We start from the raw sequence: 17,477 nt of genomic DNA on the forward strand, positions 1-17,477 counted from the left end.
ACAAACCCATTATATCACCTCGCCTGTAAGATTGGCGTTCTTCGCCGTTGTAATTTTTACGTTAATAAAATCGCCCACGCTTGCATTGTCGCTAATAAAGGAAATAGCTTGATCGTTACTCGCCTTGCCGTAGCATTTATTACCCGTCTTTTCGGATACGAGCACCTCGACGGTTTTGCCTATACTGTCCGTCGCAATAGCCTTGGATATTTCGAATTGTTTTTTGATAAGCCTATCTATGCGCTGTTGCTTGGTCTTGTAATCGAGCTGCTCCATTTTGTCGGCGGGAGTGCCGCTTCGCCGCGAATAAATGAACATGAACAAATTGTTATACCTAACGCGCTCGACCAGATCCAACGTTTGTAAAAAATCGTCTTCCGTCTCGGTTGGGAAACCTACCATCACGTCCGAGCTTAAACCTATATCGGGCACCGCCGAGCGGAATAAGTCTATTTTTTCAATGTACTGCTCGCGGGTGTACCGCCTGTTCATAGCCGCCAATATTCTATTGCTACCCGCTTGAACCGGCAAATGCAGAGTTTTAGCCAAAACCTTTGAGCTCGAATAAACATCCACAAGAGACGGCGAAATATCTTTGGGATGCGAAGTCATAAATTTAAGTCGATACTTAGTATCAAGTTCGAGCATTTTAAGAAGGTCTACAAACGTCTTGTCCTTGTACGAATAAGAGTTTACGTTTTGCCCCAAAAGCGTGATTTGTTTATATCCGTTCGATACGAGTTCGTTTACGTCGCGCAGAATATCGTCTATCGGGCGCGAGCGTTCTCGCCCGCGAACGTACGGCACGATACAGTACGCACAAAAATTATTGCAGCCGTACATTATATTTACCCATGCGTTAATGCCCGAAGTGCGGTACGGCATAACCTCGGCCTTCGCTTCGCCGTCCTTTTCGCTCTCCCAAACCTCGACGATTTTCGTTCCCGTATGCGCAAACAAATCGAGATAATCGCCCAATCTCGACTGATTGAACGTCCCGATAACTATATCGACGAACGGACAGCGTTTAATAAGCTTTTCCGCCGCACCTTTTTGCTGTGTCATACATCCGCAAACGACGAGTACCGCGCCCGCCTTCTTTTGGCTTTTTATCCTGCCGAGATGCCCCAAGACCTTGGTCTCGGCGGTTTCACGCACACAGCAAGTATTAAGTATTATCACGTCGGCTCTTTCAACTTCGTCACACGCGCCGAAACCGCGAGCTTCCAATATTCCCGCGAGCTTTTCCGATTCGTGAACGTTCATTTGACAACCGTACGTGTGTATGTGATACTTATTATTCATTTGTATAATTATACACCAAATCGTGCAAAAAGTACAGCAAATTACTCATTTTTTTGCTATAAACCGACTTTCGAGAAATAATCCAGCTTGGCAGGTATCTTCTCGTCGTATCGCGATATGTAGAGGTTTACGTCGCGCATATTGGCAAACCTATAAATGTTTCCGCCGGCGATAAACTTGGATATCGCGCCCGCTCCGCACGCCATAACGCCAACAGTTTCTTCCATGGTCGTAATGTTGTTTACGCACTGAAAGTCTTGCAAGAATAAGCCTACGTTTTCCAGATTGCCCGCTTGGCGTTTTTGGCGGTACAAATAATATGGCTCGTATTCGCCGAGATTATTAAGAACGTATTCGAGCATTTGGGAAGCGTCCGCGTTTTCGCCGTCGCGGTAACGTATCGCGCTTCCGTTCTTTTTAGATAACGAATGAACCGTAAGGTTGTGCGGCGCAAGCTTCTTTACGCCCTCGTAGCTGTTAATAAAATCGTTCGTTGTTTCACCGTCCAGCCCAGCGATAAGGTCGCAGTTAATAACAAAACCGTGGCTTTTTACCTCGTCGTACACGCGGTAGAAATCGTCCGTACCGTGATTGCGCCCGATTAAAGCCAAAGTCTTATCGTTGAGAGTTTGCGGGTTTACGCACACACGTGTTACGCCGTGCGCTTTCATTATATCTATCTTTTCGGGCGTTACCGTATCCGGCCTACCCGCTTCGCACGTGTATTCGCAGTCAAACCCATCAAGCGCACATAAAAGCTTTTCAAACGATTTTGGATCGAGCGCAGTAGGCGTTCCACCGCCGATATAAACGGAAAGAACCTTTTTTCCGCACGCCGAAAGCTTTTCGCGCGATCTCGATATTTCGTCGACAAGTAAATCGACATATTGTTTTGCTTGTTCGGCACACTTACCGATCGGCGCCGACACGAACGAGCAATAATTACATCTCGTCGTACAGTACGGAACATGAACGTAAAGATTGTAAAACTCGGGCGAAAATTCGACCTTGCCGCGCTGAGCGCAAATAATGCGTTTTAATACGTTCGCTCGCTCGGCACTCACTCTGTAAACGTTACGCATTATGTTTTCGGCTTGCTCAATCGTTTTATTTGCGCGTAAACACTCGTAAAACAGCTTTGTCGGACGCACGCCAGTAAGAGCACCCCACGGCATTACGCGCCCTGTAAAGACGTTTAACGCGTCGTACAGCGCGATTTTGGACAGCCTACCCACTCGGCGTTCCCGCGGAATGATGTTATAACGCTCGTCGGTATAAATATTTCTGTACGACGCTTCGTTGATTTTCACAGTAAACTCGTCGCCAAAGTTATCAAGCGTAATACTTGGGCAATCGTCGCCGAAAAAGAGCCTGGCTACGTCGTATAATTCCGTATTGTTACGTATATCAATTGACATAGGGATTATCTTTCCGCTCGCAATCGAGTGTAGTTTCCTCGCCGTGTCCTGACAAAATCGAGTAGTCGCCGTCAAGCTCGACAAGCTTTTTTAGTGATTTGTTCATGGTCGAAAAATCGCCGTATTCGAAATCGGTTCGGCCTATACTGTTCTTAAACAGCGTATCGCCCGAAAACATTATTAGTCCGTCCATGATATAGCATACGCTTCCGGGAGTGTGTCCGGGCGTTGATATTACTTTAAATTCGTGTCCTGCAAGCGAAAGAACGTCGCCGTCAACGACAGGATTATCCAACTCGAACTTATCACGCGAGGAAAAAAGCCCGTAGGCTTCGCCGAAATCGATAAGCTCGTAGTCCAAGCTTGACATATAAATTTTCGCACCGTAGCTTTGTAAATCGGCGACCGCACCGATATGATCGTAATGCCCGTGCGTTAATAAAACGTGTATGGTTTTAACGTTTTCTTGCGATAAGTAGTCAATTAAAAATTTTGCATTGGAGGATGGATCAATAACAACCGCTTCCCCGTCGCCTATTACAACGTAAGTATTAGTGGCGTTATCGTTAAGCACCATTTTAATTACTTTCATGATCGGTTTGAACCTTAATTCATTTTGCGATAAACTTTATCAACATTGCGAACTGACTGAATTTTATTAATAACAAGTTCGAGCTGTTCAGGCGAAGATACGCGAACATTTAGCGATATAACGCCACGTTCCGTTTTATCGATCGGGCGTGCCGACAAGCTCTCAATTGATATTTTCATATCGGATATAAGCTTGGTAATGCGCGCAAGCACACCGCCGGAATTTTTACACTCCACGGTGAGCGAAACGCTAAACGGAGCGGACTGCTTACCGTTCCAATGTGCTTCTATAAGTCTGAAACTTTCGGCATTCTTTATATTGGGACAATTGCTGCGGTGGATAGTTACGCCACGCCCGCACGAAATATAGCCTATAATGTTATCACCAGGCACAGGCGAACAGCATTTTGCTATGCGTACTAGCATGTCGGTATGCCCGTCGACTATTATACCCCGTCCGTCGCTATTCTTGGTAGAAGCCTGACTCACGAATTGGTTGGGCTCCGCGGGATGCTCGCGACGGTAAAAATCGATCAGTTTAAGAAGTATCTGGTTGGGCGTATACGCGCCGTAGCCGACCGAAGCGTACATATCGTTGATCGACGAGAACGAGTAACGAAGCATAATTACTTCGAGCCACTTGGGATTTAACAAGTCGTTAAGCGCATAGCCGCGGTTTTTCGCTTCTTTTTCCAAAAGCTCCTTGCCGTGCTTAATGTTTTCTTCCTTCATCGCGTGCTTAAAGAAAGATCGGATCTTGCTCTTAGCCGTCGAAGTCTTTACAAATCTAAGCCAATCGCGGCTCGGTCCTTTGGAATTTTGCGATGTGATAATATCTACGTAATCGCCCGTTTGAAGCTTGGTTTCAAGCGGAACGATCTTATTATTGACCTTTGCGCCTACGCACTTGTTACCGACCTCCGAATGAACGGTGTACGCAAAGTCGATAGGAGTCGCACCTTCCGGCAACGACAAAACGTCGCCGCGCGGCGTGAACACGAAAACCTGACCACTGTACAAATCGAGCTTGAACGAATCATAGAACTCCTCGGGATCGGCGGACTGTTCTTTTTCGGTTTCCATGACGCCGCGCAGCCATTCGAGCTTCTCGTCGAGATCGCTGTCGACCATGCGGTTCTCTTTATACTTCCAGTGCGCCGCGATACCGTATTCGGCAATCTTGTGCATCTCAAACGTGCGTATTTGTATCTCGAACGGCGCCCCGTAATTTGTCATGACCGTAGTATGCAACGACTGATAATTATTGGGCTTAGGTACGGCGATATAGTCCTTAAACCGTCCAGGAATAGGCTTCCACATGGTGTGGATAACGCCGAGCACCTCGTAACAATCGCGAACGCTGTCCACGATAACGCGCACTGCGGTAAGATCGTAGATCTGCTCGAACGTCTTGTTTTGCTGCACCATTTTTTTGTAAATGCTGTAAAAATGCTTGGGTCTGCCGCTCACTTGCCCGTTTATATTAAGGTCTTTGAGAGTTTTCCTTAGCGTTTCGCATATATGATTTACAAGGTCTTGGCGCTCCGCGCGTTTCAGCGATACTTCGTTAACGAGCTTAGTGTAGGCTTCGGGATGAAGAGTCTTTAAGCACAGATCGTCCAGCTCGCATTTATAGAACGAAAGACCGAGCCGCGATGCGAGCGGCGCATAAATATCGAGCGTTTCAGTCGCCATGGCGATTTGGCGTTCGGGTTTAAGCGCGCCGATCGTGCGCATATTGTGAAGTCTGTCGGCGAGCTTAACGAGTATTACTCTAATATCCTTTGCCATAGCGAAGAACATTCTGCGGAAGTTTTCCGCTTGCTCTTCCTCTTTGGACTTGAACACCATTTTTTCGAGCTTGGTAACAGCCGTAACGAGCATACAAACTTCTGAACCGAACAGCGCGGTAATTTCCTCGTCTGTTGCCGAAGTGTCCTCTATGCAGTCATGAAGGAGCGCCGCTGCAATCGTAGCGCTGTCCAAACCTATATCGAGCAAAAGATTTGCAACCGCAATCGGGTGCGTTATATATGGCTCGCCCGAAATACGGAATTGCCCGTCATGCTTACTTACTGCGTACCTAAGCGCAGAGTCGAGCATTTCCACCTGTTTGTCGCTGTACATAAGCACATAACGCGACCGCAAATGCTGACCTTCGCGTTCGACTATTTTTGCCGCTTCGGCATGATTTCGCTCGATTTCGCTCATAATTGCCACGCCTCGATCGTGCGGTATATTTCCGAATTTTCAAGCGAAGTGCTCGCATTGCCTATCGCCATGCCTACGTCAGGCTTGAACGATATAAGTTTAAGCTGAGTAAAAACAGACAAACACGCAATAAACTGCGGGAGCTCAAGCGTATTTATGCGCGAGTGCAGGGTCTTAAAATAAGCGTAAATGTTTGGCGCTTTTATATTGGCGTGTCCCTTTATTGCGTTAAAATACTCACCGAAGACCTTCCTATCCGACTTGACCGAATTAAACAGTGCGCTGCGGTTATCCGTTTTGGGTATGTAAACGGTAGCCGGACTGCGTCTGTTTATAAACCCTATCACGTTATAATTCGGCGGATAGTCGAGGAAAATAACTTTACGGTAATTTTCGAGCATAAAGGTTTTGCCAAGCTCGGGAGCCACGATAAGCCGCGTATATACGTTTACCGCTGTTTCGGACAGTATTTCGTGCATTACGATATTTGCGTTATCGAGCGCGGCGCAACGCTCGTATGCCGCCTTGCTTCCCGCAATAATAAGTATACCGAACTTGTTATCGATAAGTTCGTTGAGCTCGTCGTCGGTGTACTCTGTGTATTTTACTTCGGTTGCCGTCGGGTAATTAAGCATACGCAAATATCCCGCCTTAGCAAGTGTATCATTTACAGAAAGCTTTTCGAGCGCACAGCCGCGCAAATACAGCCGCGGAGAATAATCGTTGGGCGTAAGCTCATAAATAAGCTCGCGCTCTGTTGCGCCGTTATAATAAGTGTTAAGTTTGTAAGAATTGTATGCAAAGAACTGTAATCCGCCCGACGTTTTCAAAATCGTATGGTTAATGTTGTTTTTGAGCGGCATTGCCGTAAGCGACGAGGTTTTTGTCATAAACAAAGGCTTGGGATTACCGTTGTTCCCCGTCGGCTCCAAAAGTTCAAGCGCCGTCGCGAACTCTTGCGTAACGTCGCTTTCGGTGAGCTCCATATCGTATTTAAGTAAAGGTATAAACGTTTCTATATCTACGTTCTGTAAAGACGAGTATATGCGTTTTTTGAACTCATTTATATACTGCGGCAAGATGGTAAAGCCCGCCGCTTGATTGTGCCCGCCGAATTCTTTTAAAATGTCGGCTTGCTTGCTTAATAGTTCGTAAATATTAATACCTTCTATACTGCGGCACGTGCCTTTGTACTCGTCATTGTTCTTAACGAGAATAAACACGGGGCGTTTGAAATCACCAACAAGACGCGCCGCAAGTATGCCGGTAATACCCTTTTCCCACTTGTCGCTCGTAATGATTATGGCCCTGTTGTCGACAAGGTTTTCGGTTTTGAGCATTTCGATTGCTTGCGTATACAAATCGTCGCACAGCGTTTTTCTGTCGTTATTAGCCGAAATTATTTGATTGAGTCTGTCCGCAACAACAGATGGTTCGTCGGAAGTAAACAGCTCAAACGCTCGGTATGCGCTACCCATGCGACCCGCCGCATTTATGCGCGGCGCAATGCGAAAAGCTATATCGGATGAAGTGACAGTTTTGAGATTTAATGAGTTGACGAGTGCAGCAACGCCCAAATTTTTGCTGTCCGACATTTTCATAAGCCCAAGCTGAACGATCAATCGGTTTTCGTCCGTTAAGCTTACCAAATCGGCGACCGTAGCTATTGCCGCGAGATCGAAAAACGCGCTCGCAGCTTCAAGTCCACCGAGAGCCTGAACAATTTTCAGAGCAACGCCCGCGCCGCACAGATCCTTGAACGGATATTTGCAGTCTGACTGATGAGGATTTACTATTACGCAGTCGGGACGAACCTCTCCCACCTCGTGATGATCGGTAACTACTATATCTACGCCGAGCTCTTTTGCAAGCTCCACTTCCTCGACAGCTGAAATGCCGCAATCGCAAGTAAGAATAAGATCGGGCATTACGTTTTCTATGATTCGCTCTATGCTGTCTACGTTAAGTCCGTAGCCCTCGCCTATCCTGTCGGGAATATGCGTATAGACCTGTACGCCGCGTTCGGCAAGATATAACGACAAAATAGACGACGCGCAAATACCGTCGGCGTCGTAATCGCCGTATACTACTACCTTTTCGTTATTTTCTATCGCTTGTTCGAGCCGCTCGCAGCACTCGTTCATGCCTAGCATTGATTGCGGCGGATAAAAGTTATCTGTATCGGGGTGAAGAAAAACCCGTATTGCATCCTCGTTTTCGTAACCTCGCAACATTAACAGCTCCACAAGCTTTCTATTAAGCCCGAGCTTATCACTAATGCGCACAACCTCGTCATTATCAGGTTTTGCGTTGTTAATTTGTTGCGTGGTTATTTTCATACAAACTCTCTATCGTTTATCTTTTACCTATCTAACGTACATAACGGCAAAAGCCTTCACTGGGAAGGCTTTTAATTGTTAAGCATTAACTTCGGGAGCGTGTTCGGCGCTTTGTTTCTTTTCTTTGGCTTTGGGCGCAACCGAATTATTACCGTTATTATTCTTTTTACCAACGCGTTGGAAAAGCGCCCACAGCGACGGTGCAATGAAAATCGACGAGAAGGTACCGGCAAGCAAGCCGACAATGATCGGGAACGCGAATATTCTTATATCGCTTACGCCGATGATCGCAACCATCAAAATCATTATCAAGGTCGTGATCGTGGTATTGATCGAACGAATAAGCGTGTCGCGTATCGATTTGTTTGCGATCGCTTCCGCCGACATATTCTTGGCGTAAATCGAACGCATATTTTCACGAACGCGGTCGAAGATAATAATCGAGTTGTTTATAGAGTAACCGAGAATGGTTATAAGCGCCGCAATGAACGTGCTGTTTATTTCTACGTGGCAAATCGCCATGAACGAGAACATTACGATAATGTCGTGGAACAGTGCAAGAATACACGCAAGACCGCTCGACAACTGGAATCTCAAACCGATATAGCAAAGCATGAATATCAGTGCAAGCGCCACAGCGAGTACGGCGTTGAATATAAGCTCGGTCGAAACCGTTGCGCCTACTAAATCGCCGCCCGAAACGGAGCCGGCAAAAATATCGGGCAACGTCATGCCGTCCACTATTGCGGAAACAAGTTCAGTACTGTCTTTTACCGCGCCAGAGTTTTTGATTACGATTTGCTTGCCGTTTTGCTCGTCAATGCTGATCGATTGCTCGGTAACGTCTAAGCCCGCGGCATACTTTTCATTGAGTTCGGGTATAAGCTTAATGAACGAAGCACGTAAGGTCTTGAACGGACTATCCTCGCCTACGTCGTTTACAACTTCGTCATAACCAATCGTTATCGTGCTACCGTCTATATTCACGGACGGTATTTTGTTAAGTACGCTCTTTTCAAGCGCCGATATAATAGCGGGATTGACGAAACGCGTCATTTCGTTTTCGTCAACGCCTTTGACCGCCGCGTATTTAACGTGGATAGAGCTATCGTCGCCCGAGCCTTGGCGTTGCATTGCGCCCGATACGGACACGTTGTATGTTTTGCCATTGTCGGCAACTACCGACGAAAGCACGTTTTCGATTTGCTCGTAATAAGTCGTATAATTATCGTCGGTGAGCTTGGTGCCGAGTTTGACGTCTACCGAATATCCGCCCGTAAAGTCGGTGCCGAGATTAAGCGCCGAGCCAAGCGTAAATCTGAATATGATCATCATTATCGCCGCGATAACGAGTATTGCAAGCGGAATGGCGAAAATAATCTTGCGCTTTTCTACGAGGTGAATATCTTTTTCGAGGAGGTTATCGATACGGTTCTTTTTCATTATGCCTGCTCACCTCCTTGGTTATTTTGCTCCGCCCGCTCTTTCTGTCTTTCCTTTTTGGCGCGAGCGCGCTCCAGCTTTTTCTCCTCTTTGGCTTTTTGCTTCTCGCTTTCGACGCGCGCCATGTCAGCCATGATCGCCGCGTCTGTCGCGTCGGCTTCAAGCCCCTCGAACTGCGAGCCGCGCTTCAAGTTGTAAAGCTTAGCGTTGTACGAGTTAAGATTAATGAAGTATTTGACAAACGCGCGCGAAATAATGAGCGCGGTAAACAGCGAGATCAATACGCCGACGAGAAGGGTCAGAGCGAAGCCGTAAACCGAACCCGTGCCGAGAAGCATCAACAGTACGCAAGCGATAACTGTCGTTATGTTACTATCGAGAATTGCGAACAACGCTTTCTTAAAGCCCGCATGATAAGCCGCCATGATCGACTTACCGCCACGGTACTCGTCTTTAATACGTTCAAATATAATAACGTTCGCGTCAACCGCCATACCGATACTGAGTAGAATACCTGCAATACCGGGAAGCGTGAGCTGTACCCAAGGCAATACCGCCAAGAAGAACAGATAAATAACAAGGTATGCAACAAGCGCAAGCGACGCCGCTACGCCGAGCATTCTGTATATAACGCAAAGGAATACTATGACAAGTACGAAACCGACGATACCGGCGATCAAGCCGTACTTCATGGCGTTTTCGCCGAGTGTGGGAGAAATCGTCTGCGTTTCTTTAAGTTCGAGCGCAACGTCGAACGTACCGCTCATGATTTGCCCCGCAAGCTCTTGCGCGCTTTCGGCGGTGAAGTTACCTGTAATGATCGCTCTGCCGTTTGTTATAGCCGAGTTGATCGAGGGCGAAGAAAGCGCCGTCGAGGAATCGCCCACGTAAATACTCATTGTTTCGCCGATATTATTCGACGTGGCGTTGCCGAAACGTTCTCTGCCTTCGGAGTTAAGTTCAAGACTTACTACGTAGCCGTTTTCCTGATCGTAATATGCGTCCGCACTTATAACGTGATCGCCCGTAATGACCGTTTCGCCCGTGTTATCCAAAACGAACTTAATAGTCGTGGGCTCGCCTATGATCGAAAGTATATTGCTTGGGTCGTCTACGTCGGGAACCTCGACGCGAATACGGTTTGAACCCTCGCGAACAACGGTAGCTTCGGTATAGCCCTTATCAGCCAAAAGCTGTTCGAGCGACGATCTGGTACCTTCGATCTTGGCTTCGAAGTTGCCAGTATCGGTATTAGTCGCCTGATAAACGGCGTACACACCGCCTTGAAGGTCCAAGCCCAAGCTTATCGACTCCGCGGATAAGAAGGGATGGTAGAGCGTAAACCCAAAACGCATGGGCACAAACGCAAAAATTATGCCTATGACCAATGCAAGTCCCATAAGCACGAGTTTCGTGATTGTAGATTTTTTCTTGACGGCTTTACGAGCGGGCGCGGTCACAGGCGCATCTTTGCGCTCGATCGCTACCTCGTTATTCTCGGTTTCCGCCAAAGAATTTTTTTCGTCCATAGAATTTCTCCGCGGTATCTTCTTATCGTGGGAATATACTTTAATCCATTTTAACGATACGATACCTAACTATTATATAAAATATATCGACAAAAAGTCAATTGAATAAAACGCTTATTATAAAATATTTTGAAAAACTTTTAGCCTAAACGTGGCCACCCCTCGCTTTCCTCTATCGCTTTTATCGCAAGCCCGCACTCTACGCGCTTTTTCATAAGCTCGCAAGCCGGCTTGTACGGCATATTTATATCGTTGTTAAACTTATACGAGTTCGCCATGCACCCTCCCGAGCAATAATACTTGGCCCAGCACTTAGAGCACTCGGGCTTGGTCGGCACGGAGCAACCATAAAACATTTGGCGAATACCGTCGTTAAGCTTTTTGTCGAAAACGTTGCCGAGCGCCTTTTCCTTTATTCCATCGAATTGATGGCAGGGATAAATCGTGCCGTCGGGCGCAACCGCAACATACTCTCCGCCCGCGCCGCAGCCTTTGAGACGCTTGACTGCGCACGGGGCGTTGTCGATATCGACCATAAAGTGAAAGAAGTTAAACCACTTATCCGTCTTTCTGCGCTCGATATAGGCTTGCGCGAGCTTGTCGTATTCGGCAAGAACCGCAGGGATATCCTCGTTGCGTATCGCCATAGGGCTGTCCGCTTTAAGCACGACGGGCTCGATAGAAAGCTGGTCGAACCCCAGATCGTTCAAAAACAGAACGTCTTTTGAGAAATCGAGATTGTATCTGGTAAACGTGCCACGAACGTAATATTGACCTTTTCGCTTTTCCTTAAACCGTAAAGCGTTTTTTAAGATAACGTCAAAGCTGTCTTTGCCACCGACCGTCTTTCTTACGCGGTTATGCACGTCGCGCCTGCCGTCGATACTGATAACTACGTTATACATTTGCTCGTTGAAAAAGTCTATGTCCTCGTCGCTGAGCTTGTAAGCATTAGTAGTTATGGTAAAACGGAAATTTTTGCCGTGCTGTTTTTCGATCGAACGCGCGTATAGAACGGTCTTTTTTACAACGTCGAAATCGAGCATAGGCTCGCCGCCGAAAAAGTCGACTTCGAGGTTGCGCCGACTTCCGCTCATTTCAACAAGCATATCTATCGCCGCTTTCGCCGTTTCGAACGACATATTGCGCCGCTCGTCTTTGTACGTACCGCCGTCCGCAAAACAATACTCGCAAGCGAGATTGCAGTTGTGCGAAACGTTAAGGCACATAGCCTTTATTACCGGGCTAAACTGCGGGAGCTCGGCTTTCACTTCGGGCGCATACAACACGCCTTCTGCTTTAAGTCGTTCGATTTCCGCTTTTGCGTCGGCTATTTCGCACGACGAAAACGGCGACGTATCGTCGCCGTCCAGCAAAGCCTTGACTATTTTATCTATTTCGAAGAACGATCCGCTCTCGGTATCGAGGGCAAACAGCCGATCGAGTAATCCGAACGTATGAACCATTATTAATTATTTATCTTGGTTTTTATTGGCGTTAAGGACCTTTACCGTCTTGCGCTCGCAGGATTGGTTACCTACGGTGCAGCTCGTTTTGCAAGCCGATTGGCAGCTGGTCTGGCACTCGCCGCATGCGGTGTCGCAACCGTTGTCAAGCGTTGATTTTCTGATAACTTTGATATGAGCCATGATATTGCCTCCGTGTTCTTTTATACGATTATACAACACTTTTTCGACAAAATCAAGTGATTTCACCTACTTCTTTTGGGAAAGAAGTAGGCAAGAAAACCTTACGCTTTATAGTCATAGTTTGTTTTATCGCACCACTATTTTTGTCATTCTGAGCATTAGCGAAGAATCTATACCTTTTTGGAAAGAAACAAGTAAGAAAACCTTACGCTTTGATTTACGATAAAAGTATTTATTAATTTCCAAAATTGCTTTTTAGGCTTAATGTTTTCTTACGTTTACTGCGATAATGCCGCTTATCATACCCGAGATCGAGCCGAGCACGCAGTCGTTGAAAAGCGACAGTCCGAATTCGAAATTATTGTCAAGCGCCGAAAATACGACAAACGAAAGCCATACGAAAATGAATCCCGAGATAAAACCTCTAAGCCAGCCGTTCTTGGGCTTTTTAAGCGAGACCAAACAGCCTATGAATATGGATACGCTTTTTATTACTTGGTTGATGATCGGTATAGCCTTGTCCGATGCCGAAAAAAGCTTAACGGCAAGCGCCGAGATGAGTATCGCCACCAATGCAATGATAAGCGCTATTACGTTTGCCTTTACAATTTCGAATACATATCCTCTGTCACGTTCGACAGCAACCTTCGCTTTCCTTTTACGCATAAAATAACCTCCACACACTATAACAGTATGCGGAGGTTTGTCTACATATTCGTATTAAATAAGTTATTATTTCTTGGTAGTTTTGGCAGCCGTAGTTTTTTTGGCGCCGCCAGTTGATTTGGCGCTGTTAACCGGCTTCTTAGCCGCAGGTTTTTTTGCTGCGGGTTTGTCCGCCTGCTCCTCGACCTTTTCGGCGGGTTCAACCGCGGCAGCCTGTTCGGCCACGGGTTCTTCCACTTTTTCTTCGACGCTTTCGGTCGCGGTGTTCTCGGCGGCGGGCACAGGTGCATCGGCAACCGTTTCCTCGGTTGCAACAGGCGTTTCTTCCGCCTTTTCGGGAATATTGGCAACTACGGTTTCTTCGACTTTTTCCTCGACGGGAGCTTCTTCCGCCACGGGAATACTCGTATTGCTACGGCTAAGCACTTGATAAAGAGCCTGGATATCGAGGACCATGGTGGTCTTGTTATCGCCCTCGCCCGTTTCGATTACCATTTCCTTGTCTACGGGCGAAACCTGACGGATCTCTTTGATCGTGCCGATAATGCCGCCGACCGTTTTAATGCGATCGCCGGGATGAAGCGAGCGGTGTAATTCCTCGGTTTGTTTGGCGCGTTTTTTGTTGGTGAACATGGGCACTACAAGCAAAGCGAGAATGAGCACTACAAGCAATACTACGAAAACTATTGTATAGGTGTCCAATCCCAGTAACGAAAGTGATACCATTTATTATTCTCCTTATAAGATATTAGAATAATTATACCACGCCAAAAAGAAAATAGCAAACGAATATCGCTTGCATTTTTATTAGTTTTGTTATTTTTTTGTCTTATTTTTGGCTGTATCGAGGGTTTTTGCGTCGAAGATACCTTCCAAACGATTGAACAGCTCGCGGTTTGTTATTCGCCCGTCGATAACTAGTTCGAGCGGCGCGAGATCTATTAAGTGATACATAAGCTCCGCACTGCCGGCTACGTCGAAATCGAGCACACTGTTTTTTAGAGAACCCGTAACACGGTACTTGCCGTTCTTCTCGCACACGGTCAACTTGTTTATCTTTGGGTTAACGGCGCTTATAAGGAAGCGCAAGAGCTCGTTGTATGTTTCATCGTCGTAAAGATATGCACCGTTGTTTCGGGTAAGATTGCATATCTCTATCCAGCGTTCTCTAAGCTCGCCGAGCCTGAAATTGAATATCCCGTCGAGCGCCATACCGTCCTCAACGCGAATCAGCTTGTTCAAAAGTTTATGCTCGTTTTCCCTATCAAATGCAACGAGAGTGTGCAGCAAAAGCTCATAGTTTTGTTTGGGCAGCCCGAGCATAAGATTGCGTTTTATAAACTCGAACTTTCCCGCAACGCCGAACAGCTCGACGATATATTCCTTAATCGTTGCGACCATCTGCGCGCGTTCGGCGCTCTCACATCCGAACGAACAGTAAAGCCTGCGCCCTACTACGCTGAGCGCAGAAACCGCCATACAGTTTTTCAGTTTATTGCCGATAATCTCGTCAACCGAATACAGCCAATCGGCGTTCATATCGTTGACACTGACCGTTATTTGATACATACTACTCCTCAAAGCACTGCGGCTAACAATATTTTATGAATAGTAATAAGGTTTTACGCACGCAAAACCAAAACGGACAAACCGTTTTCCAAAAAAGTATAAAAAATTTTTTGTAAATTACCGAAAAAAGGTTGATTTTTTATTTAATATTTGATATTATAGATAAGCATGGCATGGGAGCATAGCTCAGCTGGGAGAGCATCTGCCTTACAAGCAGAGGGTCATAGGTTCGAGTCCTATTGTTCCCACCATTAACATATACATAAGGTACGGCACCATAGCCAAGTGGTAAGGCAGGGGCCTGCAAAGCCCTAACCCCCGGTTCAAATCCGGGTGGTGCCTCCAAAAAACGCATGGATCGTACCCCATGCGTTTTTACTTACGTAAGTTATAAATACCCCCATTACCTGCCGGTGTGGTGGAATAGGCAGACGCAAGGGACTTAAAATCCCGTGGACCACATCCACTTTTTACCCCCATATAGACCAATTTCTACCATATATTGTGGTTGAAGGTCATCACCCAACACTACAAGATGTACGAATTCTCGCATTTTTCTCGCATAATTCTCGCATCTTGCAAAAATTACATACTTCATGCCGCTGTGACGGAATAGGCAGACGTAACAGACTTAAAATCTGTCGAGAGAAATCTCATACCGGTTCAAGTCCGGTCAGCGGTACCACAGACGGTAAACCCCACCTTGTATGGCGGGGTTTTTCTTTGTCATGTATCATCGGTCGAAAAAGCATTGAATATTTTTTGAGCCGAGTTTAGATGCCTTTCTGTATCGAAATGAGCATATATGCTCTCGGTAGTAGTTATTTGACTATGCCCAAGCCATTTCTGTATATCTTCCATTGGTACGCCTTCGTGTCTTAAAAGTGCTGCACAACTGTGGCGCAAAGCATGAAAGCGTATTTTGGGCAAATCAGGATTTTTGCTTAGTTGCAATGCGAAGTTGGTGGTAACAAAATCAGGCTTGACTAATTCCCCGTTCTTTTCCTTATATATATAGTCATCGTATTCTGTTATATAATTGCTGCCAAAGAATTCTTTATTTATCTCTTCTTGTTTTTTCATATTAACAAGAAAATCATATATCGGCGGAATGAGCGGTAACGAGCGGATGCTCTTTTTAGTCTTGGCTCTATCTTTGGCTATTTGCAAGTATTTTCCATCTACACTACAGGTGGTTACTGTATGTTTAATAGTTATAGTCTTGTACTTGAAATCCACATTAGACCATTTAAGTCCGATTACTTCACTACGCCTAAGGCCATAATACCCCGCCATTAAAACTGCAAACTCTATTTTTTTGCCTTTTACCGCTTGGAATAAGGTCAGCAATTCATCACGATTGTAATAGTTACTTATATAATCCGATTTCTTGGGGCGATGAGCTTTATCTGCGTAATTACAAGGGATCAAATCATTCTTGTAAGCGTCCTGTAGCGCCTTTCTAATGTTAGCGTGATAATGTATAACCGTATTAGCGGACACTATTTTCAACTTCTCGCTGTAAAACTCATCAATAATATGTGCGTTTAAGTTTTTAAGCGTTATTTTGCGTTCGTTAAAGTACGGAGCGATCACTCGCTCTATGCAAAACCTATACCCTGCATAGGTAGATAGTTCAACTGTACCTTTGATGTCTTCACACCACTCTAATAGATAATCTCCGAATAGAATCTCCGAACGATCCGGTTCGTTCTTTTTGAGTTCTTCTTGCTCGGATTTCAGCTTGCCGGTATTGACATCGAAGTTTGTCCTATACTCCAAAAGCATTTCATCGGCTTTTGCTTTATTACCTCTAATCTTCAATCCCGTCTTGATCCACTTTTCCTTTCGCTTTCCCGCATCATCGGAATAGCTCAAAACTATGTAAAAATATTCCTTCTTCTTTGCCAATCTACCAGCTATCATTTTTTAGTCCTCCATAGACAACAATTTTTCTATTGATTTTCGAGATAAATAGAATTTCTTACCTATTTGCATAAACTTTATATTATTGTCCCGAATGAATTTGTAAGCATACTTACGTGAGATATGCAACAACTCACACAACTCAGCAATCGTAAGTACGTTGTTGAGATTTATATTTTCCATTTTTGATTTAGCTCCTTTATTGATAACGGAGCTATTCGGTATAAAACCAACTCACTCCGTCTTTCGACTGTTCCTGTTCGGCTTATACCTTATATATATAAATGAAAAGCGAGGGCCATAGTCCTCGCTTCGTGTTTGGTTATTCTATTTTATTAGGGCCATACTGACTTTGCAGAGCCTGATACCCTGCGGCAATCAGTTCCACTTTTGTCAGCTTGTGTCTTTGAAGGTACTCGTTTATTTCCTCCGCATACTCGCGGGCCACACTTGTACCCCACACCATGTGACGAGCTTTACGCTCATCTTTGTGCTTATCTTCGTAGCGTTTATCTATTATAGACTTAGGTGTTTTCATGCTACCGCTCCCGTGTAAACGATTTCGTTTAGGATTTCTTCCTCTATAAGTCTATTCACTTCGGTCTGACGGCGATAATCTTCCATAAAATCGCATGTGCGCTTATACCGCTCGTCTTGTTCAAGCCTTGTTCGCATCGTTTCTTGCAGCTCTTCCGCTTGATTATCTACACCATGAAGATACGTAGGCAAATCGGCAATCGTCCAATCTATACCCATTTCTTCGAGATACTGTTTTTTAAGAGTGCCATACTTTCCATAAACGTGCTGTACGGGCTTTACTGCCTTTTGGTA

16 protein-coding genes and 3 tRNA genes are annotated in these 17,477 nt (G+C 45.7%); 3 read left to right on the forward strand and 16 right to left on the reverse strand.

Annotated elements, in window-relative coordinates:
* Positions 1-9 precede the first annotated feature (9 nt).
* The 12 genes from miaB to HDT28_03985 form a co-directional block, all read right to left on the reverse strand.
* A complete protein-coding gene (gene miaB / locus HDT28_03930; GenBank protein MBD5131728.1) occupies positions 10-1,305 on the reverse strand; it encodes a tRNA (N6-isopentenyl adenosine(37)-C2)-methylthiotransferase MiaB in 1,296 nt (431 codons plus the stop codon).
* Between the two features lie 56 nt (positions 1,306-1,361).
* The gene (hemZ, locus tag HDT28_03935) at positions 1,362-2,723 is read right to left on the reverse strand and encodes a coproporphyrinogen dehydrogenase HemZ (GenBank protein MBD5131729.1); all 1,362 of its coding nucleotides are present in this window, start codon (positions 2,721-2,723) and stop codon (positions 1,362-1,364) included.
* The gene (locus tag HDT28_03940; GenBank protein ID MBD5131730.1) at positions 2,713-3,315 is read right to left on the reverse strand and encodes an MBL fold metallo-hydrolase; all 603 of its coding nucleotides are present in this window, start codon (positions 3,313-3,315) and stop codon (positions 2,713-2,715) included. Before HDT28_03940 ends, hemZ begins: the two co-directional genes overlap by 11 nt.
* 14 nt (positions 3,316-3,329) lie before the next feature.
* Entirely contained in the window at positions 3,330-5,525 is a 2,196-nt protein-coding gene (locus tag HDT28_03945; GenBank protein MBD5131731.1) for a bifunctional (p)ppGpp synthetase/guanosine-3',5'-bis(diphosphate) 3'-pyrophosphohydrolase, read from the reverse strand.
* Positions 5,522-7,864: a single-stranded-DNA-specific exonuclease RecJ gene (gene recJ, locus HDT28_03950; protein MBD5131732.1), complete on the reverse strand. Its 2,343-nt coding sequence runs from the start codon at positions 7,862-7,864 to the stop codon at positions 5,522-5,524. The genes HDT28_03945 and recJ overlap by 4 nt, the downstream gene beginning before the upstream one ends.
* 78 nt (positions 7,865-7,942) lie before the next feature.
* Positions 7,943-9,307 (reverse strand): protein translocase subunit SecF, encoded by a 1,365-nt coding sequence (gene secF, locus HDT28_03955; GenBank protein ID MBD5131733.1) that lies wholly within the window; start codon positions 9,305-9,307, stop codon positions 7,943-7,945.
* Complete coding sequence (gene secD / locus HDT28_03960; GenBank protein ID MBD5131734.1) at positions 9,307-10,836, reverse strand: protein translocase subunit SecD; 1,530 nt, start codon at positions 10,834-10,836, stop codon at positions 9,307-9,309. The genes secF and secD overlap by 1 nt, the downstream gene beginning before the upstream one ends.
* 140 nt (positions 10,837-10,976) lie before the next feature.
* Positions 10,977-12,302, reverse strand: a complete 1,326-nt coding sequence (gene scfB / locus HDT28_03965; GenBank protein MBD5131735.1) for a thioether cross-link-forming SCIFF peptide maturase — start codon at positions 12,300-12,302, stop codon at positions 10,977-10,979.
* 6 nt (positions 12,303-12,308) lie between these two features.
* Positions 12,309-12,485 (reverse strand): six-cysteine peptide SCIFF, encoded by a 177-nt coding sequence (gene scfA, locus HDT28_03970; GenBank protein MBD5131736.1) that lies wholly within the window; start codon positions 12,483-12,485, stop codon positions 12,309-12,311.
* Positions 12,486-12,746: 261 nt separating this feature from the next.
* Positions 12,747-13,151 (reverse strand): TIGR04086 family membrane protein, encoded by a 405-nt coding sequence (locus HDT28_03975; GenBank protein MBD5131737.1) that lies wholly within the window; start codon positions 13,149-13,151, stop codon positions 12,747-12,749.
* Positions 13,152-13,217: 66 nt separating this feature from the next.
* Positions 13,218-13,877: a hypothetical protein gene (locus HDT28_03980; protein ID MBD5131738.1), complete on the reverse strand. Its 660-nt coding sequence runs from the start codon at positions 13,875-13,877 to the stop codon at positions 13,218-13,220.
* A 90-nt stretch (positions 13,878-13,967) separates the two neighbouring features.
* A complete protein-coding gene (locus HDT28_03985) occupies positions 13,968-14,720 on the reverse strand; it encodes a hypothetical protein (GenBank protein ID MBD5131739.1) in 753 nt (250 codons plus the stop codon).
* 175 nt (positions 14,721-14,895) lie between these two features.
* Here HDT28_03985 and HDT28_03990 point away from each other — a divergent pair.
* From HDT28_03990 to HDT28_04000, 3 genes are all read left to right on the forward strand, one after another.
* Positions 14,896-14,971, forward strand: a tRNA-Val gene (locus tag HDT28_03990).
* Between the two features lie 20 nt (positions 14,972-14,991).
* Positions 14,992-15,065: transfer RNA gene (locus HDT28_03995), tRNA-Cys, on the forward strand.
* Positions 15,066-15,318: 253 nt separating this feature from the next.
* Positions 15,319-15,405: transfer RNA gene (locus HDT28_04000), tRNA-Leu, on the forward strand.
* A 41-nt stretch (positions 15,406-15,446) separates the two neighbouring features.
* Here the strand turns inward: HDT28_04000 and HDT28_04005 are convergent.
* From HDT28_04005 to HDT28_04020, 4 genes are all read right to left on the reverse strand, one after another.
* Positions 15,447-16,646 carry a site-specific integrase gene (locus HDT28_04005; protein ID MBD5131740.1) on the reverse strand — a complete coding sequence of 400 codons (1,200 nt, stop codon included), beginning with the start codon at positions 16,644-16,646 and terminating at the stop codon, positions 15,447-15,449.
* Between the two features lie 3 nt (positions 16,647-16,649).
* Complete coding sequence (locus HDT28_04010) at positions 16,650-16,829, reverse strand: helix-turn-helix domain-containing protein (protein ID MBD5131741.1); 180 nt, start codon at positions 16,827-16,829, stop codon at positions 16,650-16,652.
* 139 nt (positions 16,830-16,968) lie between these two features.
* A complete protein-coding gene (locus HDT28_04015) occupies positions 16,969-17,184 on the reverse strand; it encodes a hypothetical protein (protein MBD5131742.1) in 216 nt (71 codons plus the stop codon).
* Positions 17,181-17,477 (reverse strand): hypothetical protein (locus tag HDT28_04020; GenBank protein MBD5131743.1); only part of this gene is annotated, 297 nt, incomplete at its 5' end. The genes HDT28_04020 and HDT28_04015, both read right to left, overlap by 4 nt.

The organism is Clostridiales bacterium (assembly GCA_014799665.1).
Taxonomy (GTDB): Bacteria; Bacillota; Clostridia; order Christensenellales; family Pumilibacteraceae; genus Anaerocaecibacter.